The organism is Psychrobacter sp. Pi2-1 (assembly GCF_904846645.1).
GTDB lineage: Bacteria > Pseudomonadota > Gammaproteobacteria > Pseudomonadales > Moraxellaceae > Psychrobacter.
Genome location: NZ_CAJHBO010000009.1, coordinates 1 through 20,313 on the forward strand (window position 1 = coordinate 1; position 20,313 = coordinate 20,313).

A 20,313-nucleotide genomic window follows, 5' to 3' on the forward strand; every position below is an offset into this window, starting at 1 on the left:
AACTTCTTTGCCAAGATTAAGCAGTATCGTGCGATTGCTACTCGCTATGATAAGTTAGCCCGTCATTTCTTGAGTGCTATTTATCTGGTTTCTTGTGTCATTTGGCTTAATTGATGACACGCCCTAGATCTAAACTGTATTGGATACTTAGTTTAGTCGATTGGTTTTAGCTCTAGCGCTACTGCACGTTTGACTGCAGGACGTTCAGCGATTTTCTTAGCCCAACGCTGCAAGTGTTTGTAGTCTTCTACTTGTAAAAATTCTGCCGCGTCATAGAGCTTACCCAGTACCAACTGGCCATACCAAGACCAGACAATCATATCCGCAATGTTGTAATCAGACTCATCATTGCCGCACAGGTACTCGTTATCTTTTAGATGCGTGTCTAATACATCGAGCTGACGCTTGGTTTCCATCGTATAGCGATTAATTGGATACTCTAGAGGTTCAGGCGCATACGCATAAAAGTGTCCAAAGCCGCCACCTAAGAAAGGTGCGCTACCCATTTGCCACATAATCCAAGACAAACAATCTGCTCGCGCTTTGCCAGTAGCCAGTGGCAGAAACTTATCAAACTTTTCTGCTAGATACATTAAGATAGCGCCCGACTCAAAGAGTGCTATCGGCTCGCCTGCTATATCAGTAGAATGATCGACCAAAGCTGGAATCTTTGAATTAGGGTTTATCTCTACAAACCCTGAGCCAAACTGCTCACCTTTAGAAATATCAATCTTATAGGCATCATATGCTGCTCCGTCAATGCCAAGCTCTGCCAGCTCTTCTAATAGTATGTTTACCTTGACACCATTTGGCGTATTTAACGAGTACAGCTGTAACGGGGCATCACCAACGGGCAGCTCTTTATCATAGCGAGCTCCAGACGTTGGACTGTTAATACTAGCAAACTTGCCGCCGTTGTCTTTATCTTGCGTCCAAACTTTTGGTGGTACGTATTTATTATTATCTTGACTCATAATTTATCCTCGGTTTGTATTTATGACTGCCGCGAAGGTTTACTATAACGAGAACTCATAACGACTTTAAAGTTCTCTCTTGTAATCAATGTTGTGTTTCTAATTCTAAAGTAAAAGAAAATAAGCTGTTAGCACTGAGCAACTTCTTTGTCTTGTTTCACCTCTTTGCCTTTTTATTAGCTACCCTTCGCATCGTTGCTCTTATATAAGTTATCTTATATAAGTTATCTTATATCAGTTACTTTGAGTCACTTTTATTATGAGCTAGGCTTTCTTATACTACTCAGCTTGCATAGTGATCTGCTCGCAAATCCGCTATTTTTTTACTTAATAACGAGACGTTCAATGGGACTCACATGGTAACGCTCACCCCGACTCAAGATAAATACCTACCTTACGTACTAGCGGTAGCGCTATTTATGCAAATTTTAGACGCTACTATTTTGAACACCTCGTTGCCACAAATGGCGCAGGCGCTGGGTGAGTCACCACTAAAAATGCAGTGGGCCGTCATCAGCTATGCATTGACCCTAGCGATCTTTATCCCTATCAGTGGTTTTTTGGCGGATAAATATGGCACACGTCGGGTATTTCTATCGGCCATCATCATTTTTTGTGTTGGCTCATTACTGTGCGCGGCGTCGCAAACATTAGATTTTTTGGTTGCTTCACGTGTGGTACAGGGTATCGGCGGTGCCATGATGACACCTGTCGCTCGTTTGATATTGGTTAAGTCTTACCCGCGCAATAAGCTGCTTACTGTGATGAATTTCGCTGTGATACCTGCATTGGTTGCGCCACTAGTCGGTCCAGTATTGGGTGGCTATATCGTGCAATACGCCAGCTGGCATTGGATATTTTTGATCAATATACCGATGGGTGTGGCAGGTTTTATTATGGGCAAAAAACTGGTGCCAGCGCTATATGAAGATACCAAGCGTCTTGACTGGACAGGGTTTGTATTGTTTGCCGCAGCTGCTTGCGGATTTACTCTCGCTGTCGAGTTTGGTTCACAGACAGGTCGCGGAGTTTATGGGTTGTTGCTTGGATTAGGCGCAAGTCTATTGATCGGTGCGTATGTCTGGCATGCCAAACGGCGAGCAGCTCCCCTGTTTCCACTCAGCTTGTTTGATATTCGTACTTTTCGAATCGGTATTACAGGTAATTTATTTACGCGACTTGGTATCAGTGCAGTACCATTTTTGCTGCCCTTATTACTACAGGTGGTATTTGAGTACTCACCTTCGCAGGCAGGTTGGTTGCTTGCCCCGATTGCAGTGGGTGCTATAGGTATCAAACCTTGGGTTAGCAAGATTATTCAGCGGTTTAGCTACCGTAAAGTGCTGGTCTACAACACCTTGTTTATGGGTTCGCTTATCATTGTGCTAGCGCAGTTTAATGATGCCTCGCAGTGGCTATGGTTTATACCCATCCTGACCATCATGGGTGCCTGCAACTCTATGCAGTTCAGTGCGATGAATACGATTACGATTGGCGATTTACAGGGCACACAAACCAGTAGTGGCAATAGCTTAATGGCGGTCAATCAGCAGTTGGCGATTAGCTTTGGTATTGCGTTCGGTGCTGCTGTATTGAATTTATTACGTGAGCGTCTGCAGATGGATACGTTAGTTGCGTTCCAAACCACTTATTGGATATTGGGCATTTTGACCATTCTCTCGGGGCTGTATTTTTTACGTCTGAAACCTGAGGATGGACGCGGTTTATACTAGAGCGTATTGTCAATAGAGACAAGTTTTCTATTGAGTGAGATTTTACGTACAACACATCTCTATTCTGTATAGCCAAAACGTTAGAAATAGCTTATCTATAGACAGAAAAAAGCCAGTATGCGATTGTGTTATCAATCTCATACTGGCTTTTTTTATTACGACTTACATCAAAAAATATTATGCGTCATCATCACTCATTTGCGATTGGATGTAGCGCTCTACACCAATACTTTTTATCAAGTCCTGCTGCGTCTCTAACCAGTCTTCATACTCTTCATTGCCATCTTTTAGCGTGACTAATAGCTGGCGAGAGACATAGTCAGACTTTGTCTCACATAAGGTGACAGCATCAGTAATAATATCGAACTTTTGTCTTTCAAGACGTAAGTTGCACTCGATTATTTCTGGTACATCTTCGCCAACCAATACTTTGCCCAGTTCCTGCAAGTTTGGCAAACCGCCTAACAATAAAATACGAGCAATCAAGTCGTCTGACCATTTCATCTCAGCAATAGATTGCTTATATAATGAGTCATTAAGCGCCTCTAGACCCCAATGACGTGCAATACGTGCATGCAAAAAATACTGGTTGATGGCAATCAGTGACTGCCCAAGTACTTTATTTAACGCGCGAATAACTTCTTTATCCCCTGTCATTACCTTTCTCCCTTAATCTCTATTATTTATGCTAAATACTGTGAATGCTATTCATACGTAGGATGATATCAGACAATATTAGGAGTGACTTCAGCCATTTGGCTTTGTAGGTAATTCGGTAGACCAATCATGTCGATGAGACGGAGCTGCTGCTCAAGCCAATGCGCATGATCTTCTTCGGTGTCTTTCAACTGCTCAACCAGCATCTCACGCGTGACATAGTCATGCTCTGCTTCGCAAAGTGCGATACCTTCTTTTAGATGCTTTTGTACTTGATACTCTAAATCTAGGTCAAACTGCAACATCTCAGGGACAGTCGCACCGATATGGATAGCGTCGACCGACATCTTTGGCGTGCCACTCAACATCAAGATACGGCGAATGATACTCTGTGCGTGTAGCGTTTCGTCTTCCATTTCATGATGGATACGGTCGTATAATTTGCCATAGTGCCACTCAGCATACATCTCTGAATGGATAAAATATTGGTCACGAGCAGCAAGCTCACCACCTAGTAAGAAATTCAAATAATCAATGACTTTCTGGCTACCTATCATAACGCGTACTCCCCTATTTATTTTTACCGATCACTATACATTCACAATTTATTATATAAGGATAGCATAATTGGCAAACTGATCAGTAAAAATCAAAATCAAAATCAATAAAATGGCTTCTAATCTCAAGTAAATATAGTAGCATACAGGCGCAGTATAGGGTGTAACGTTATGAACTAAGAATAAGATGCTAATTGAGAATCATAATTAGCTACAACTAGTATTTATATGTGTTATGTAACATGCTGGCGTTTGAGTGAGATTATATGGACGCTTGCACCCGACCCTTTATGTATAATAAAGTTAGATGCAGAATATTGAATATATTTTATCGTATTATATTACAAGGTATATGATTGATAATATTTAAACAGCATATGCTAGATTATCGAGTTTTGCATGGTGTTCGTCTAGGTAGTCATTGACCATCGGCTCACAACAGCCACAGCACGTTGCTACATCGAGCGTATCTTTTAGACCATCGAGCGTATCAACACCTGCAGCAATAGCTGCTTTGATTTGCTTTTCTTTTACGTTGTTGCAGATACATACGTACATGGATTGGCTCCTCGGAATACCACTATTCGATAATGACGGCATAAGACACTTATATAAAACTTTGTGATAAGTGTCATTGACAAACGGATAATTTACTGTTTTCCAACAATTAAAAAGTAGTCGTTGAAATCACGTTTATCGCTTGCAGTATAATAACGATAATTATTATCATTTTCAATCACATTCGATATATTTATTCGTTGAGACGGTATCCTTGTATTACAGGCAGTTCATTTATGTAAGTGGATATAAGTGTGCGTGTAACCGAATATTTTCAAAGGTAGTGAATTGACGATGAACTGTAAATTTGCTTATTTTTTAATCGATTTTATAGATAACTGCTGTTATATTGAACCCCTATTAACGAAGCCCATTGGAATTCACCTATGTCTGATAATAACTTTACGATACGACCTATCGATTTATTCAAAGTCCTATCTGATCCGACACGTCTAAAAATATTTCAAATTCTTTTTAAAAAAGAAGCACGTTGCGTGGGTGATTTGGTAGATATGCTTGACCAGCCACAACCAACGATATCACGCCACCTAAACCATTTGAAAAAACTGGGTATTTTGAGCTGTGTACGTGATGGTACTTGGATGTGGTATGAGGTCGCTGATGATTTACCAGATTGGTGTCAAGATATCTTAGACATCACCTACGAGCAGATCACTCCTAGAGGTACTAGTAGAGATGTATCGGATCTTGCTTAGATACGATTGTCCGCTTGTGTCCGCTTAGATTTTTAGCTCTTTGACTGTGCTTTACAAAAAGCGTTTAAGACAATAAATCTGCGGCAATGCTCCAGACCAAAAAAGACCTACTTTCGTAGGTCTTTTTTTGCTCAACTATTGATAATTTGACTTAAATTGCGCTAGATCAAATGCTTATACAAGATCTAAGAAATCGCTGATAAAGGCGTTGGCTGGCTGGTGTATCAGCTCCTCTGACGTGCCCACCTGCTCTACTCGGCCCTGATTCATCACGACGATCTCATCTGATACCGCACGTGCTTCTTCTTGATCATGCGTTACCATGATACTGGTGATACCAAGCTCGTGGTGGATGTTCTTTAGCCAAGTGCGCAGCTCTTTACGTACTTTGGCATCTAATGCACCAAATGGCTCATCCAGCAATAGCAGCTTTGGCTTGACCGCAAGTGCCCGTGCCAGTGCAATGCGCTGGCGCTGACCACCTGATAGCTGATGCGGATAAGCATTGGCAACCTGCGGTAGCTGTACGAGGTCTAACAGCTCTGCCACGCGCTTATTGATATCAGCCTTGCTAGGACGTTCGTTTTTTGGCAATAAGGTCAATCCAAAAGCTACATTGTCCGCGATGTTCTTATGGCGAAACAGCGCATAATGCTGAAACATAAAGCCAATATGGCGCTTTTGGACTGGGGTATTGGTGACATCCATCTCATCAAACAATACCTGTCCAGAGTCGGCATATTCCAGACCTGCGATAATACGTAGCAAAGTAGTCTTACCGCAGCCCGATGGACCTAGTAACGTCGTCAGCTTGCCAGTCGGCACCGTGATATTGATATTATCTAAAGCGGTAAAATTGCCGAATTTTTTATTAACGTTGCGAATTTCAATGCTCATAATCGTGTCTCTTATTATATCTTTTGTCGTATCGTGGCAAGTAGCTGAGTAGCGACTGCATCAATAGTATTAACATCATTTATTAGCTAATGGCCGTTATACCTTGCCAGTACTGTCCGCACTCGTCGTTTCAGTAGTGACCGTTGCGTTAGCACTCACTGGCAGCTCAGGTGCGCTGGCGAGCCGCTCAGACTTGGCAAATTTACGTTCTTGTATCTTGGTCATGACTTGCTGAATCAGTAGCGTTACCAAGGCCAATGCAGCCAATATGCTCGATAAGGCAAACGCAGCGGTAAAGTTATAATCGTTATAGGCAATCTCAACCAATAGTGGCATGGTGTTGGTCTCGCCGCGAATGTGACCAGATACCACGCTGACCGCACCAAACTCACCCATCGCTCGCGCATTGGTTAAAATCAGACCATACAGCAGCGCCCATTTGATATTAGGCAATGTCACATGCCAAAATGTCTGCCAACCAGTCGCACCTAAGGTTAACGCTGCTTGCTCTTCAGAGTCGCCTTGAGTCTGCATCAATGGGATCAGCTCACGCGCAACAAACGGAAAGGTCACAAATAACGTCGCCAAAATGATACCAGGCACTGCATATATTACTTGGAAACCCATGCTCTCAAGCCAGCCGCCGATAGTAGAGTTCAGTCCAAACAGCAGCACAAACATCAAACCTGCAACCACTGGCGATACCGAAAATGGCAAATCTAGCAAAGTGGTAACCAGCTGCTTACCTTTAAACTGATAGCGTGTAACCAACCATGCAATTGCGATGCCCATTACCATATTAATCGGTAAGACAATGCCTGCTGTTATGAGCGTAAGCTTGATGGCTTGCAAAGCTTCAGGGTCTACTAATGAAGCAATATATAACTGCCAACCATTTTTAAAGGCTTCATAAAACACTGCCAGTAATGGAATGACCAACATGACAATCATGAATAACACTGCAATGGCAATAAAGGTACGGCGTATCCATGGGGTATCTTTGGTCGCGGCGTTGCTTTGGTAGTCGTAGCTATTAGATATTTGCATATTAGCGAGCTCCTACACGGCGCGACAGTTTCCACTGCATGATATTAATGGTCAGCAAGATGACAAATGATATGAGTAGCATAAATAGTGCAACCGCAGAAGCCCCTTGAATATCAAACTGCTCAAGCTTACTGATAATGATAAGCGGCAAAATCTCAGACTGCATCGGAATATTGCCCGCGATAAAAATAACTGAACCATACTCACCAGTGGCACGGGCAAACATCATACCTGCACCCATTAGCAAGGCAGGTAACAACTCCGGCAAAATCACTTTACGAAAAGTTGTCAAACGATTGGCGCCCAATACTGCAGCGGCTTCTTCAAACTCTACTGACAGCTCAGCGAGTACTGGCTGCACCGCGCGGACAATAAAGGGAAAGCTAACCACAACCAGTGCTAGCCAAATACCTATTGGCGTAAAGGCGACCTGAATATCGAACTTGGCAAACCATTGACCGATCAAGCCATTAGGCGCATATAAAGTGGCAAGCGAGATACCTGTAACGGCAGTTGGTAGTGCAAATGGTAAATCAACCAAGGCATTAATCAGTGACTTTCCCCAAAACTCATAGCGCACAAGTACCCATGCGACCAATGTGCCAAATACCATATTAGTCAACATCGCCAAAAACGACATCCATAAGCTCAGCTTGATAGCGGCAGTGACTTGTGGCTGGGTAATGGTTTCCCAAAAGCCAGTCCAACCCATCTGCGTCGTGGTATAGGCCATCATGGCAAACGGTAGTACCACCAATAACGACAAGCTAAAGACAGTAATACCCATGCTCAGACCGAACCCGGGTAGCACATTGCGCTGACGCAAGCGTGTCAACCACCCTTTTTTGTTGGTGGGTTTACTGGCAGAAGAAGATGTTGCACTCATAGTGATGTCCTATTGCCTAACTGATGGTACTTAGCGAGGGTGCTCACCGTAAGACCATTATTATCACAACTGTTATTAAAATTATTATTGGTCGGCTTATGATATAAAGGACATAGTGCGTACGACCATGTCCTTTATGGGGTGCTTCATGACTGACTGTACGATTAACTGCTTCAACCAGTTTCAGTAGTTAGCGCAGTAGCAGCTCTTATGTACGTAGCAGACGATTACTGCGGCGCATTAACAGCCAGCTGATCAAACACACCGCCATCACTGAAGTAAGTGCTCATGATCTCATCCCATGTGCCAAAGGCATCGTTCGGGCGGAAAGTCTCAACAGGTGGCAATTTGTCACTGTTTTTGTCAAGAACGCTCTTAACGCTAGGACGTAAGTATAAATCGGCGGCTAGTTGCTGAGCCGGCTCACTCCATAAATAATCAAGATACGCTTTGGCCGCGTCGGTAGTACCTTTCTTGTCTGTTACTGTCTTCACGACAGCCACAGGGCTTTCTGATTTGATTGAGTATTTTGGATAAACGATATCTACTTGACCCGCACCAAAGTCAGTCGCTGCAAGGTTGGCTTCGTTTTCAAAAGTAACCAACACATCACCGATACCGCGCTGTACGAAAGTTGTCGTTGCTGCACGTCCGCCGTTTTCATAGACTTTGACATTTTTTAGCATGTCTTTGACGTAGCCTTTAGCTTTCGTTTCATCTTTATTAAAAGCATGTAGACCATAACCGTATGCACCTAAGAACGCATAACGACCGTTACCTGTGACCTTTGGATTGGCCATGACAATCTCAACACCATCTTTGGTCAAATCTTCCCAGTCTTTGATGTTTTTTGGATTGTCTTTACGCACCAAGAATACAATCGTACTGGTAAAAGGAACCGCGTTGTCTGGGAATTTGCTTTCCCAATCTGACTCAACCAAGCCTTTCTTCTCAAGCAGCTCAATATCAGACCCTTGGTTCATGGTGGCAACATCCGCTTGCAGACCATTGGCCACAGACAATGCTTGCTTACTTGAGCCGCCATGTGACTGTTTGATTAGGATATTGCTGTCTGGGTTCTCAGCCTTGTAATGCTCGACAAACAACGGGTTGTAATCTTTATAGAAGTCACGTGCCACATCATATGAGACATTAAGTAGCTCGATATTTTGCCCTTCTGTCGTCGCTGAACCATCGGCTGTGGCCTCAGTAGTCTCACTGTTGCTACAGCCAGCTAGACCAAGGGTCAATGCAACGCCAGCAATACTCAAGGCACTAAGAGTTTTACTTTTCTGTTGATAACGAGCTACGTCTGTCATAAATACCTCAAAGATGTCTGTTGTGTAATGCAAGTATGCTAACAGCGCCATCTTATTATGTTTAATGATGAATATGCGTATGTTATTGCCAAAAGGGAATAACCAGTAAACAAATCTAGACATATCAATAAGTTGTTAAAAGAATCTATATGTATAACCGACTGTTTGTTTATTGATGGTTTTAATACTGGCATGCGCCCTATCTATCTTGTCCGCGTTTCATTGAAAGCAGCTAAGATAGATAGCTATATAAACTGAGAATTAACGACTACTTCGTGGTTGCCAGCTGATCAAAACGGCCGCCATCTACAAAGAAAGCACCCATAATCTCTGCCCATGAGCCAAATACAGCCACAGGTTCAAACGTCTCAATATCAGGCAAAGTATCTTTGTGAGCAGCTAAAATTTGCTCATCACTTGGACGCATGTACATTTTTGCCATGAGCTCTTGGGCAGGTTTGTCCCACAAGCCTTTTAGATAAGCACTAGCTGCTTCCGTCTTACCAGATTTTTCAGTCACTGCCGTTACGACCGCTACTGGGTTGGCAATCGTAATCGAATAGCTCGGATATACGATATCAACGCTACCCTTTGCAAATTGCTGTGCAGCCAAATGTGCTTCGTTTTCGGTCGTGATCAATACATCACCTAGACCACGCTGGGTAAAGCTGGTAGTCGCAGCGCGCGCGCCATTGTCATAAGTGACGACATTGGCCAGCAGCTTTTTAATAAAGTCATTGGTTTTTACAGGGTTTTCATTATTGCTTTCTTTGAATTGGTGCAAGCCGTAGCCATAAGCACCCAAGAAAGCATAACGCGCTGTACCACTGGTTTTCGGGTTTGGGATGACCACATCGATATCATTACGGGCCAAATCTGACCAGTCTTTGATATTTTTTGGATTACCAGCGCGAACCAGTAGCACCATGGTGCTGGTGTACGGCACGGCATTATTTGGTAGTGCTTGCTGCCAGTCAGCAGCGACCAAGCCTTTTTCCACCAATAGATTCATATCGCTCTCTTGGTTAACAGTCACTACATCCGCTTGCAAACCGTTGGCGACAGAAAGCGCTTGCTTACTAGAGCCGCCATGTGACTGATTGATATTTACTTTGCTGTTTGGGTGAGTCTTTTGATAGTCAGTACTGAATAAAGTGTTGTAGTCTTTGTAAAAGTCGCGAGACACATCATAGGAGACGTTGAGTAGTTCGACATCTTGCGTCCTGCCACTGGCACTATTTGCCGCGTCATCTTGCGTCGCTTCTGTTGGACTGCAGCCTGTCATCATTATCGCTGCTGCGAGCATGCCGCTAGTGGCAAGTACACGTGCTTTTACAGGCTTATTATTAGTTGATTGAATGCTAGCAATGCTGATTTGTTGGAATTTTTTTTGCATGATGCTCTCGATAAAAGTATTAGAAGCGTTTTGTCAAAATCTTGACCATCATCACAGGGCCTACAATCTTTTGAGTTCGGTTGTCGGGATGATGCAGGCTATGCTAGCAGCATAAATAGCAAACGCTTAGTGATGAATTAGCTTATCGACTAGTGAAGTTGGCATAAGTGATAGGAGTAATCGTTTTGCATCATTAAGAATAAAATGGGTTGAGTAGTTGCTGGCAGGTTTATCAAGTAGACTATGATTTGGGTAGGCTGTACCATTATTTTTACGTTATAAAGTTTGCTGTATCAATGATACTTTCATTATCCCGATACTATGCAAACCTTACTTTTCTACTTGACCAAAGGCCCTTATATGAATACCTCATACCGTCAATTTCATTCTATTGTAGGGCTAATAATAATGACCTCTACCCTAGCGGCTTTAACAGGCTGTAATAGTATGTCGCCCACTATGAATAGCGATAGCCACAGCAAGGTCAAATCAGTTGCCAGTACAACATCTAATTTGCCAACTATTGAAAGTAATATCTTGGGTGACAATGTCTCAGCAGACAATTTTTCAACAGATAAAGTTTCAGCAGATTACGCTACTGCCGACTACTACAAACGAGCACAAGGCTATGATTGGGTTGGCGTGTTGGTACGAGCAGAGAGTGATCGACAGATTGACATTAAAGTTCGCTCACGCAGCGATATCAAAAAACCTACTTGTCACTTCGATGGTAAGGCGACATTAATGGGACAAGATACTGCTCATGGCACGATTTTTCAGGCAAAGGTAAATGGCAGTACTGCCTTTTTTCAATTTAAGGACGATACCCTCATCATCGACAGCTCAGACAAGTATGCATTGAACTATTTTTGCTCAGGTGGAGGCTCGCTTGCTGGAGAGTATAAAAAGCTGGCAGTAGGTTTGGAGATTTAATAGTCATCGCTAGCATGTGTTAGGACGTGCTTTTCATTTTAAAATAGTGATAAAAATAAAAAGGTGCCAGACAATAAGTCTGACACCTTTTTTATGACTGGCTTAGTACGAGTTTCTTATACTAATGATCAGTCTTTATACAGCAGATGCACCCGTTAATTTAACTTCAGCACGCTCTTCTTTTGCGATACCAGCATAGTAGTCACGCAAAATCTGTAGTACTTCTGGACGGCTAAAGTTTTCTGGTACATCTTCATCTTCTGATAGTGCTTTACGCAGCTTAGTACCTGACACTTTAACGTGCTCAGAGGCGTCATGCGGGCAAGTCTTGTCAGAGGCCATCGCATTACAAGCATTACACCAGAACGTCCAGCCAATTTTGAGTGGCTGAGTAATAAGGTCATCTTTGCCAACGTGCTCAAAAATCGTTTGCGCATCAAATGCACCGTAGTAATCTCCGACACCCGCATGATCACGACCAACAATCAGATGGCTACAGCCATAGTTTTGACGGAATAGCGCATGTAATAATGCTTCACGTGGGCCAGCATAGCGCATATCCAACGGATAGCCCGCTTGGATAACAGTATCTTGTCTAAAGTAGTTATCAATTAGTGTTTTGATGGCTTCTTGACGAACTTCTGCTGGGATGTCGCCAGGTTTCAATGCGCCTAATAATGAATGAATCAATACACCATCACAGATTTCAATCGCAATTTTAGCCAGATACTCATGTGAGCGGTGCATTGGATTACGCGTCTGGAATGCAGCCACTGTTTTCCAGCCTTTAGCATCCAAAATTGCGCGCGTTTCTGCTGGCGTTTTGTAGATTTCTGGATATAACGTTGGGAACTCACCTTCGCTCAACACTTCGACACTACCGGCAATATTGACGGCTTCTTGGTTCAATACTTGCTGTACGCCTGGATGCTCTGAATCCGTAGTCGTGAATACTTGCTGGCACTCGTGCTCTTTATCGATAGTGTAGGTTTCTTCTACCGTCAAGATACCCATGACTTCGCCATCTTGAGCGACCAAGGCTACTTTGTCACCTTGACTCAAATTATCCGCAGTCTCTTTTGGCGCAGACAAAGTGATAGGAATTGGCCAAAACAAGCCTGCGTTTTCGCCGCTTTGCAAGCGCATGTTGTCTACTACACCCTGCCAGTCCGCTTGATTCATAAAACCATTTAACGGAGTGAAGCCACCGATACCGAACATGATTAAATCGCCACGCTCACGTGAGCTTAGAGTGATGGTTGGTAATGTGCTGGCAAGTTCTAATGCTTGCTCACGTGCTTCGCCTTCTAACAACAGTGGTTTAAGCTCTGCACTACCGTGTGGAGGAACCAGCTTTGATTTGAATTGTGATTGGGTTGGGTTTTGAGTCTGAGACATATAGTTATTAAAACCTCTTATAAAAAGAATGGTTGGAAGAGATGAGCAAAAATGCAAAAACAATTAAATGTACAAAACTGAGAAGAAAGTCGTCGATAGATAATAAATAGCTAGATAATAAGTAGCGTGCTAACGATTGGGCATTAAATTTGTTACGCATAGGCTACCTAACTTTCGTTATGAAAATTTATGCTGTGTTTGGATATGGATATGTCTGAAAGGAATTTATGTTTCTGGGTACAAGCTTATATGATGTATAGCTGAATTATTTACATTGCGAACGGCAATAAAACCTATTACACACGCAAATCATTTTCGTCGCTGATTTTAAGATTAAAAACAAAACTGAGATTACGTCATGTATCAATATAATTACGCTGACCAGACTTTGGTAGAGGAACGAGTTGCCCAATTTCGCGACCAAACCGAGCGGTTTTTAGCAGGTGAGCTGCCAGAAGAGCAGTTTTTGCCACTGCGGTTGCAAAACGGCCTGTACATCCAGCGTTATGCGCCGATGTTGCGTATCGCCATTCCTTACGGTTTGCTTGCCAGCTACCAGTTGCGCAAACTGGCTGAAATTACTCGCAAGTATGATAAAGGCTATGGACACTTCACGACCCGTACCAATATTCAGCTGAACTGGCCAAAACTAGAAGATGTGCCAGATATTTTGGCTGAATTAGCCTCAGTACAGATGCATGCCATCCAAACCTCAGGGAACTGTATACGTAATACCACCACCGATCCATATGCTGGTATTCATAAAGAAGAAATCGCTGACCCACGTCCTTATTGTGAAATTATCCGCCAGTGGTCAACCTTCCACCCTGAGTTTGCTTTTTTGCCGCGTAAATTTAAGATTGCTGTGATCGGCACCAATGATGACCGTGCAGCAACCCAAGTACATGACGTCGGTCTACATGTAAAAACCAATGATGAAGGTGAGATTGGTTTTGAAGTATTGGTTGGCGGTGGTCTAGGACGTATTCCTGTCCTTGGTAAAGTTATCAATAAGTTCTTGCCACGTCAGCATCTGCTTAGTTATTTAGACGCTATCTTGCGTGTCTATAACTTGCATGGTCGCCGTGACAAAGGCAGCAAATACAGATCACGTATCAAAATTTTGGTCGAAAGCATGGGCGGTCCAGCCTTTGCCAAATTGGTCAATGCTGAATGGGAAGCCCACACCAAAGATGGCCCATTGACCTTGACTGATGAGAATTTTGCAACGGCAACTGGCTTCTTTAGTGAGCCTGACTATGTCTCATTCGACGCACTACAAATACAGTCTGAGCTACAACAGCAACTAAACGCTGATAAAGATTTTGCCAATTGGTACAACCAAAACACCGTAGCGCACAAAATAGCTGGCTATCGTGCCGTAGTAATTTCGCTTAAAGCAGGCTTGGTCGATGGCAAATATGTACCATCTGGTGATGTCAGTGAATCACAAATGGACGCACTGGCTGACCTGTCTGACAAATATAGCTTTGGTGAGCTACGTGGTACTTATCAGCAGAATCTAGTATTCGCTGATGTGCAGACCAATAAGCTTTATGAATTATGGCAGCAGCTATCAGAGTTGCATTTAGCGCGCGCAAACATCAACACCCTAACAGATATGATTGTCTGCCCAGGTTGGGATTACTGCTCGCTTGCCAATGCAACGACGCACAACATCGCTGAACAAATCGAAAAACAGTTCGATGACCTAGACTATCTATATGATTTGGGTGAGATTCGCCTGAATATGTCTGGCTGTATCAATGCTTGTGCGCACCATCATACAGGCGATATTGGTATCTTGGGCGTCGATAAAAAAGGCGAACATTGGTATCAGATTAGCCTTGGCGGTAACTCTAGCGACGATGCCAAACTTGGCAAAATCTTAGGCAAATCTGTGCCTGCTCTTGAGGTTGCCAACACCATACAGCAGATCGTTGATGTCTATGTGGACTTACGTGCCAGCACTGATAACGATGTAGAGAGCTTTGGTCAATTGGTTGAGCGCGTTGGTATTGATCCATTTAAGGAGAAGGTCTATGGCTAATCACCATATTTTGGACAGTCATGGCGTCGATATCGGCAGTCAAGATACGTGGCATGTACTCACTACTGATGCGCTACCAGAGAGCATTGTATCGACTAACATTACGTTGCTTGAGCTACTACAAAAACAAGAAAAGCCTGACGTCATCGTGCCACTTGTTGATCTGTTAGATACGACAGGCGCACAAGCTGGTGGTCTGATCAAAGAAGTCTATGAGCTAATCGTACAGCACAGTAGTCGACTTGGATTGTGGGTTACTGCCGATACTGACGCTGATGCACTAGAGGGGCTTAGTGAGTTCTTATCAACGCACGCACTTATCGTGATTGATGTGCCGAAATTCGCTGATGGTCGTCACTTTAGCTTTGCACGTACGCTGCGCCAAATCGGTTATACAGGCGAGATTCGAGTGGCTGGGGCGTTTGGCCGCGATCAAATTGCTTATATGCTACGTGTGGGAGTTGATAGCTTTGTATTGAGCGAGCATGACCTAGAAGCCGATGCTAAGCTTGGCATTGAGCAAGCCTTTACTGCCCTTGCCAGCAGCTATGATGGTCGAAGCGCTTCAGATTTACCGATGTTTGTACAACCGTCAGAGCCTTCAGTCGCATAGCTGTCGCACTGACTATTAATTTTATAGTAATACCCGATATTTTTAATCAACCTTTTTATATTAACAACAATTAAGGAACGTATTATGAGCCAATTACACCCAAATCTAGATCTTGACCAAGCCAACCAAAACCTGCAAGGTAAGTCACCTGAGCAAATCGTTGAGTGGGCACTGACTCAAGCAAAAAATCCAATCATCACGACCAACTTCCGTCCGTATGAATCAGCGATTTTGCATTTGGTTGCCAAACAGCGTCCTGATATCACGGTATTATGGGTAGACTCAGGTTACAACACTGATGCTACTTATCAGTTTGCCAACAAGCTTATCCATGACTTGAACCTAAATGTCGTTACTTATATTCCTAAGCAAACGGCTGCACACCGTGACGCGACGATGAATGGCATCCCAGGTATCGATAACCCACAGCATGACGAGTTCACAGAGCAAGTTAAACTTGAGCCATTCCGCCGTGCGTTAGATGAGCTAAAGCCAGATGTGTGGTTCAATGCTATTCGTAAAGACCAAACTGAGTTCCGCCAAGGTCTTGATGTACTTAGCTTGTCAAAAGATGGCGTATTGAAAGTAGCGCCATTGTTTGAAAAAACAGATGCTGATCTAGACGTATATCTAGAAGAGCACAACTTACCGAACGAGCATGACTACTTTGATCCAACGAAAGTAGAAGAAAGCCGTGAGTGTGGCTTGCATACTCAGCTATAGTAAGGCGCTGACTGTAGCGATTGTTTGTTGAACAATGGCTATAGCTATATCAATAAAAAATCCCGCTTAACGACTCTATAAGAGCCAAGCGGGATTTTTTTGTGCCTGTTCTATCTACAGTCAAAAAAACCTAAAATGGGTACAAGGCAGTCGACTGTAGATTGTAGATTGTAGATTGTACCTCTAGGGAGAGTAACGCCGTTGCCTTTTACTAGTTCTCTGACTATATATCGAAAACTTACCGCTATTCCTATTACTAGCTAAAATATGAATTAATATCTCAAAAACGAATATGCTAATGCCAATTCACTAGGTGAGAGTATGCCTGTGATACCTCATAATGGCGGCATTCCTTATATCTTTTCTACCTTTTATAATAAACAATTAAATATATGGTGACATTATGAACACCTTCCCGCTATTTTTTAAATTAGAAGACCGTAAAGTGCTCATCGTGGGCGGCGGCGAAGTGGCACTGCGTAAAGCGGATTTGCTCAGCCGTGCAGGCGCCTGTATCACTATACTTGCACCTGATATCAGTCATGAGCTACAAGCCTTGCTCACTGACAGCAAGCATGAATTTATCTATGAGAACTATAATAAAACCTATATGTCAGGCGCACGGGTAATCATTGCCGCGACTGACGATGAGACGCTGAACCACCAAATTCATGCAGATGCGACTGAGCTAAACATTCCAGTCAATGTGGTCGATACCCCGCATTTATGTGACTTTATCTTTCCAGCCATTATCGATCGCAATCCCATTGTGATTGGTATCTCATCAAATGGTAAAGCGCCAGTATTGGCACGTCTATTACGGGCACGCCTTGAGACATTAATCCCGCAAGGCTATGGAAAATTAGCCAAGCTGGCAGGTGAATTCCGCAGTGAGGTAAAAGCCAAGATACCAACGCTTACTGGCCGTCGTCAGTTTTGGGAGCGCGCATTTGAAGGCCAAGTCAGTCAGCTCATGTTTGCAGGTAATGAAACTGAAGCGACTGCACAACTGCAAGCTGATTTGGATAGTACTGCCGCTGCTATCAGTAAGAAAAGCGACGATACAGACTCGGTTAGAGAGTCAGATGCCATCAAGAACGTCGCACCGGATGAGTCAGAAAAAAGCTTACCAGCCGTTGGTGAAGTCTACATTGTGGGCGCAGGCCCTGGTGATCCAGAACTTTTAACCTTTAAAGCACTGCGTCTAATGCAACAAGCGGACGTGGTGTTTTATGATGCTTTAGTCTCACCGCAGGTCTTAGACTTATGCCGCCGTGATGCTGACAAAGTATTCGTCGGTAAAAAACGCAGCAATCATACAGTTGCGCAATTAGGCATCAATGAGCTGCTCGTCAATCATGCCAAACAAGGTCGCCGTGTGGTGCGCTTAAAAGGTGGCGATCCATTTATCTTTGGACGTGGCGGCGAAGAGATCGAAAGCCTGCGGGCACATAATGTGCCATATCAAGTCGTACCGGGTATCACTGCAGCCAATGCCGCTGCTAGCTATGCAGGCATTCCGCTCACTCACCGTGACCATTCACAGTCAGTGCGTTTTGTGACGGGATTTTTGAAAGCTGGTGCACCCAACAGTAACTTTAAAAGCTTCTTAAATACTGATGAGACGGTCGTATTTTATATGGGTCTGCACTCTCTGGCACGTTTGACTGAAGGCTTGGTTGACGCTGGACGCAGTAGCGAGACGCCGATTGCTATCGTCTCTAATGCGAGTATGCCCAATCAGCAAGTATTGACAGGTACGCTTGCAACGATTGTTGCCAAACAAGAACAAGCACAATTACCAACGCCTGCCCTTCTCATTATGGGCGACGTGGTCAGCTTGCATCATGATTTAGCTTGGTATAATTTGCAAAATCAGCAGCACAGTCAAAATAGCGATGACATCGCTAAAAATTGGTTGCGTGAAGGGTCAAGAGGTGAAGCAGTAAAACAACCAATAGACCAACAAGCTCATGCCCTATCGATGGTCGCAAATCTTGCGACGCAGCAAGGAGATGGTCTGGAGCAACTGATTATTGACTAGCGCTTACTGCTAACCTGTAAAAAGATGAGTTTTAAATAAAAAGAAAACCCTACCAGTATATTATTGGTAGGGTTTTCTTTTGGCAACAGCGCAAAACGCAACGATTCTTGCTAGAATGAAGACTTTCTACTGCTCATACTTATAGTCTACTTATGCCCATACCTGATGCTAGCTTGCCTTCCTCTTTAACCACGCAAATGAAACCTTTGACCATATTGCATACTTCAGACTGGCACTTGGGGCGACGTCTATATGGGCGTCTTCGCTATGAAGAATTTGAGTCATTCCTGCATTGGCTACAAGATACCATCAGCGCGCAAAAAGTAGATATATTGATCGTCGCTGGTGATATTTTCGATACCATGACCCCAAGCAATAAAGCCCAAGCGCTATATTATGAGTTTTTGGGTAAGGTCTCACGATCGTGCTGTCAGCATGTGGTTATTGTCGCAGGCAATCACGACTCACCGACATTTTTAGACGCACCAAGCAATGTGCTTAAGTTTTTGAACGTACATGTGATTGGCACTGCTTGTGATCACTTGGACGACGAAGTATTGGTCTTGGGTGATGACGACAACAACCCCCATTGTATTATTGCCGCTGTGCCCTATCTGCGCGATCGGGATGTGCGTAGCAGTAGCGCTGGCGAATCTGCAGATAGCAAAGACGCCAATGTTATCGCTGGTATTTGCGAGCACTATGACAATGTTGCAGACATTGCAAAGGCTAAGCAAGCCGACTTAAACAAAACGCATCAGCGATATATTCCTATCATCGCGACAGGACATCTATTCGCGTCTGGCGGCAAAACAACTGAGGATGATGGTGTACGCGAGCTTTATGTCGGCTCACTAGGTAAAATATCTGCCGATATGTTCAATGATGGCTTCGATTATGTGGCACTTGGGCATTTGCACGTGCCGCAGCGCGTTGGCGGTCGTGAGAGTATTCGCTACTCAGGCTCACCCATCGCCATGGGTTTCGGAGAGGCCAAACAACAAAAGCAAGTATTGCTGGTACAGTTTGGTGCCGCAGAACATTTTAATAATGACATCTCAGAGCTGAATGTCGTACCTGATAGTATTATTCCTCATGCCATCAATATAGCCGCTACTATTGAAGTCGCCCAAGTTAAAAAATCAGTAGATAAATTAGCAGAAAAAACCGCTGAAAAAGTGGCGACTCAGGAACTGCCTTTCATGGACGACTTGTTCGGCTTTGATGAGCCATTAGAAGATGAGGAAGTTAAAAAATCCACTGTCATAGAAAATACTCCTATTCAGCCTGAGCAATATAAAAGCATTCGAGAAACTTCTACTGACGCCGTGACTAGCAATAAAATACTGCATCGCGATGACGCTAATCAAATGCAAGTAATGTCCCTGCCCATTCCAAAGTTTCAACAACTGGCGCAAATATCTGGTGACCTAATTACGATTGAGCAAACCATTAGAGCGCTTACGCAATCGGACTCTATTTGGCTAGAGGTTGTCTATACAGGGGATGAGATTGTCAGTGATTTGCGTGAGCAAGTACAAGCAATGGTAGAAGGGTTACCCTGTGAAGTGCTTAAGATAAAAAACACTCGTACTTATAACAAAGTGCTTAATCAGCAGCAGACTTCCGAGAACTTGCAGGACTTAAATGAGATGGAAGTGTTTGAGCGCTGTTTGACGATCAATGACATACCTGACTCACAAAAAGACTCATTGCGCGATGCCTATGGTCAGATACTTTATAACTTACGTCATGAAGACAAACAGGCAGAATAATAAAAGCGAAATATCATGACCACACTTCCTAAATTTT

19 protein-coding genes are annotated in these 20,313 nt (G+C 43.5%); 9 read left to right on the forward strand and 10 right to left on the reverse strand.

Going from position 1 to position 20,313, the window contains the following annotated elements:
- Positions 1 to 114: transposase (locus tag JMX91_RS06800; RefSeq protein ID WP_201547709.1), on the forward strand; the 114-nt coding region annotated here is incomplete at its 5' end.
- Between the two features lie 38 nt (positions 115 to 152).
- On the opposite strand, the gene yghU is transcribed toward JMX91_RS06800, so the two are convergent.
- Complete coding sequence (gene yghU, locus JMX91_RS06805) at positions 153 to 974, reverse strand: glutathione-dependent disulfide-bond oxidoreductase (RefSeq protein WP_201548236.1); 822 nt, start codon at positions 972 to 974, stop codon at positions 153 to 155.
- A 356-nt stretch (positions 975 to 1,330) separates the two neighbouring features.
- Between yghU and JMX91_RS06810 the strand changes: the two genes are divergently transcribed.
- Positions 1,331 to 2,707 carry a DHA2 family efflux MFS transporter permease subunit gene (locus JMX91_RS06810; RefSeq protein WP_201548237.1) on the forward strand — a complete coding sequence of 459 codons (1,377 nt, stop codon included), beginning with the start codon at positions 1,331 to 1,333 and terminating at the stop codon, positions 2,705 to 2,707.
- 177 nt (positions 2,708 to 2,884) lie between these two features.
- On the opposite strand, the gene bfr (JMX91_RS06815) is transcribed toward JMX91_RS06810, so the two are convergent.
- The 3 genes from bfr (JMX91_RS06815) to JMX91_RS06825 form a co-directional block, all read right to left on the reverse strand.
- Positions 2,885 to 3,364 (reverse strand): bacterioferritin, encoded by a 480-nt coding sequence (gene bfr / locus JMX91_RS06815; protein ID WP_179799167.1) that lies wholly within the window; start codon positions 3,362 to 3,364, stop codon positions 2,885 to 2,887.
- Positions 3,365 to 3,432: 68 nt separating this feature from the next.
- Positions 3,433 to 3,921, reverse strand: coding sequence for a bacterioferritin (gene bfr, locus JMX91_RS06820; protein ID WP_201548238.1), 489 nt, complete (start codon positions 3,919 to 3,921; stop codon positions 3,433 to 3,435).
- 366 nt (positions 3,922 to 4,287) lie between these two features.
- Entirely contained in the window at positions 4,288 to 4,479 is a 192-nt protein-coding gene (locus tag JMX91_RS06825; protein ID WP_101205900.1) for a bacterioferritin-associated ferredoxin, read from the reverse strand.
- Positions 4,480 to 4,865: 386 nt separating this feature from the next.
- Between JMX91_RS06825 and JMX91_RS06830 the strand changes: the two genes are divergently transcribed.
- A complete protein-coding gene (locus JMX91_RS06830) occupies positions 4,866 to 5,195 on the forward strand; it encodes an ArsR/SmtB family transcription factor (RefSeq protein ID WP_057760261.1) in 330 nt (109 codons plus the stop codon).
- Between the two features lie 174 nt (positions 5,196 to 5,369).
- On the opposite strand, the gene JMX91_RS06835 is transcribed toward JMX91_RS06830, so the two are convergent.
- From JMX91_RS06835 to JMX91_RS06855, 5 genes are all read right to left on the reverse strand, one after another.
- Positions 5,370 to 6,092: a sulfate/molybdate ABC transporter ATP-binding protein gene (locus JMX91_RS06835; RefSeq protein WP_179799165.1), complete on the reverse strand. Its 723-nt coding sequence runs from the start codon at positions 6,090 to 6,092 to the stop codon at positions 5,370 to 5,372.
- Between the two features lie 96 nt (positions 6,093 to 6,188).
- The gene (gene cysW / locus JMX91_RS06840; RefSeq protein ID WP_201548239.1) at positions 6,189 to 7,139 is read right to left on the reverse strand and encodes a sulfate ABC transporter permease subunit CysW; all 951 of its coding nucleotides are present in this window, start codon (positions 7,137 to 7,139) and stop codon (positions 6,189 to 6,191) included.
- 1 nt (position 7,140) lies between these two features.
- Positions 7,141 to 8,025, reverse strand: coding sequence for a sulfate ABC transporter permease subunit CysT (gene cysT, locus JMX91_RS06845; protein WP_201548240.1), 885 nt, complete (start codon positions 8,023 to 8,025; stop codon positions 7,141 to 7,143).
- Positions 8,026 to 8,252: 227 nt separating this feature from the next.
- On the reverse strand, positions 8,253 to 9,344 hold the full coding sequence (locus JMX91_RS06850; protein ID WP_201548241.1) for a sulfate ABC transporter substrate-binding protein: 1,092 nt from the start codon (positions 9,342 to 9,344) through the stop codon (positions 8,253 to 8,255).
- A 268-nt stretch (positions 9,345 to 9,612) separates the two neighbouring features.
- Positions 9,613 to 10,740: a sulfate ABC transporter substrate-binding protein gene (locus JMX91_RS06855; protein WP_160021717.1), complete on the reverse strand. Its 1,128-nt coding sequence runs from the start codon at positions 10,738 to 10,740 to the stop codon at positions 9,613 to 9,615.
- Positions 10,741 to 11,148: 408 nt separating this feature from the next.
- Here JMX91_RS06855 and JMX91_RS06860 point away from each other — a divergent pair, with 408 nt between their 5' ends.
- Positions 11,149 to 11,673, forward strand: coding sequence for a hypothetical protein (locus JMX91_RS06860; protein WP_227679318.1), 525 nt, complete (start codon positions 11,149 to 11,151; stop codon positions 11,671 to 11,673).
- 135 nt (positions 11,674 to 11,808) lie between these two features.
- Here JMX91_RS06860 and sat read toward each other — a convergent pair whose 3' ends face one another.
- Positions 11,809 to 13,071: a sulfate adenylyltransferase gene (gene sat, locus JMX91_RS06865; RefSeq protein ID WP_201548243.1), complete on the reverse strand. Its 1,263-nt coding sequence runs from the start codon at positions 13,069 to 13,071 to the stop codon at positions 11,809 to 11,811.
- A gap of 358 nt (positions 13,072 to 13,429) precedes the next feature.
- On the opposite strand from sat, the gene JMX91_RS06870 reads away from it, so the two are divergent.
- From JMX91_RS06870 to JMX91_RS06890, 5 genes are all read left to right on the forward strand, one after another.
- A complete protein-coding gene (locus JMX91_RS06870) occupies positions 13,430 to 15,121 on the forward strand; it encodes a nitrite/sulfite reductase (RefSeq protein WP_201548244.1) in 1,692 nt (563 codons plus the stop codon).
- The gene (locus JMX91_RS06875; protein WP_201548245.1) at positions 15,114 to 15,734 is read left to right on the forward strand and encodes a DUF934 domain-containing protein; all 621 of its coding nucleotides are present in this window, start codon (positions 15,114 to 15,116) and stop codon (positions 15,732 to 15,734) included. The genes JMX91_RS06870 and JMX91_RS06875 overlap by 8 nt, the downstream gene beginning before the upstream one ends.
- Positions 15,735 to 15,818: 84 nt before the next feature.
- The gene (locus JMX91_RS06880) at positions 15,819 to 16,457 is read left to right on the forward strand and encodes a phosphoadenosine phosphosulfate reductase family protein (RefSeq protein ID WP_201548246.1); all 639 of its coding nucleotides are present in this window, start codon (positions 15,819 to 15,821) and stop codon (positions 16,455 to 16,457) included.
- Between the two features lie 403 nt (positions 16,458 to 16,860).
- Positions 16,861 to 18,501: a siroheme synthase CysG gene (gene cysG / locus JMX91_RS06885; protein ID WP_201548247.1), complete on the forward strand. Its 1,641-nt coding sequence runs from the start codon at positions 16,861 to 16,863 to the stop codon at positions 18,499 to 18,501.
- Between the two features lie 152 nt (positions 18,502 to 18,653).
- Positions 18,654 to 20,276 (forward strand): exonuclease SbcCD subunit D C-terminal domain-containing protein, encoded by a 1,623-nt coding sequence (locus JMX91_RS06890; protein WP_227679319.1) that lies wholly within the window; start codon positions 18,654 to 18,656, stop codon positions 20,274 to 20,276.
- Positions 20,277 to 20,313: the final 37 nt, after the last annotated feature.

Bases quoted from the DNA above. Each gene is read 5' to 3' on its own strand.
- yghU (WP_201548236.1), bottom strand. From the start codon at position 974: ATGAGTCAAGATAATAATAAATACGTACCACCAAAAGTTTGGACGCAA.
- JMX91_RS06810 (WP_201548237.1), top strand. From the start codon at position 1,331: ATGGTAACGCTCACCCCGACTCAAGATAAATACCTACCTTACGTACTA.
- bfr (WP_179799167.1), bottom strand. From the start codon at position 3,364: ATGACAGGGGATAAAGAAGTTATTCGCGCGTTAAATAAAGTACTTGGG.
- bfr (WP_201548238.1), bottom strand. From the start codon at position 3,921: ATGATAGGTAGCCAGAAAGTCATTGATTATTTGAATTTCTTACTAGGT.
- JMX91_RS06825 (WP_101205900.1), bottom strand. From the start codon at position 4,479: ATGTACGTATGTATCTGCAACAACGTAAAAGAAAAGCAAATCAAAGCA.
- JMX91_RS06830 (WP_057760261.1), top strand. From the start codon at position 4,866: ATGTCTGATAATAACTTTACGATACGACCTATCGATTTATTCAAAGTC.
- JMX91_RS06835 (WP_179799165.1), bottom strand. From the start codon at position 6,092: ATGAGCATTGAAATTCGCAACGTTAATAAAAAATTCGGCAATTTTACC.
- cysW (WP_201548239.1), bottom strand. From the start codon at position 7,139: ATGCAAATATCTAATAGCTACGACTACCAAAGCAACGCCGCGACCAAA.
- cysT (WP_201548240.1), bottom strand. From the start codon at position 8,025: ATGAGTGCAACATCTTCTTCTGCCAGTAAACCCACCAACAAAAAAGGG.
- JMX91_RS06850 (WP_201548241.1), bottom strand. From the start codon at position 9,344: ATGACAGACGTAGCTCGTTATCAACAGAAAAGTAAAACTCTTAGTGCC.
- JMX91_RS06855 (WP_160021717.1), bottom strand. From the start codon at position 10,740: ATGCAAAAAAAATTCCAACAAATCAGCATTGCTAGCATTCAATCAACT.
- JMX91_RS06860 (WP_227679318.1), top strand. From the start codon at position 11,149: ATGACCTCTACCCTAGCGGCTTTAACAGGCTGTAATAGTATGTCGCCC.
- sat (WP_201548243.1), bottom strand. From the start codon at position 13,071: ATGTCTCAGACTCAAAACCCAACCCAATCACAATTCAAATCAAAGCTG.
- JMX91_RS06870 (WP_201548244.1), top strand. From the start codon at position 13,430: ATGTATCAATATAATTACGCTGACCAGACTTTGGTAGAGGAACGAGTT.
- JMX91_RS06875 (WP_201548245.1), top strand. From the start codon at position 15,114: ATGGCTAATCACCATATTTTGGACAGTCATGGCGTCGATATCGGCAGT.
- JMX91_RS06880 (WP_201548246.1), top strand. From the start codon at position 15,819: ATGAGCCAATTACACCCAAATCTAGATCTTGACCAAGCCAACCAAAAC.
- cysG (WP_201548247.1), top strand. From the start codon at position 16,861: ATGAACACCTTCCCGCTATTTTTTAAATTAGAAGACCGTAAAGTGCTC.
- JMX91_RS06890 (WP_227679319.1), top strand. From the start codon at position 18,654: ATGCCCATACCTGATGCTAGCTTGCCTTCCTCTTTAACCACGCAAATG.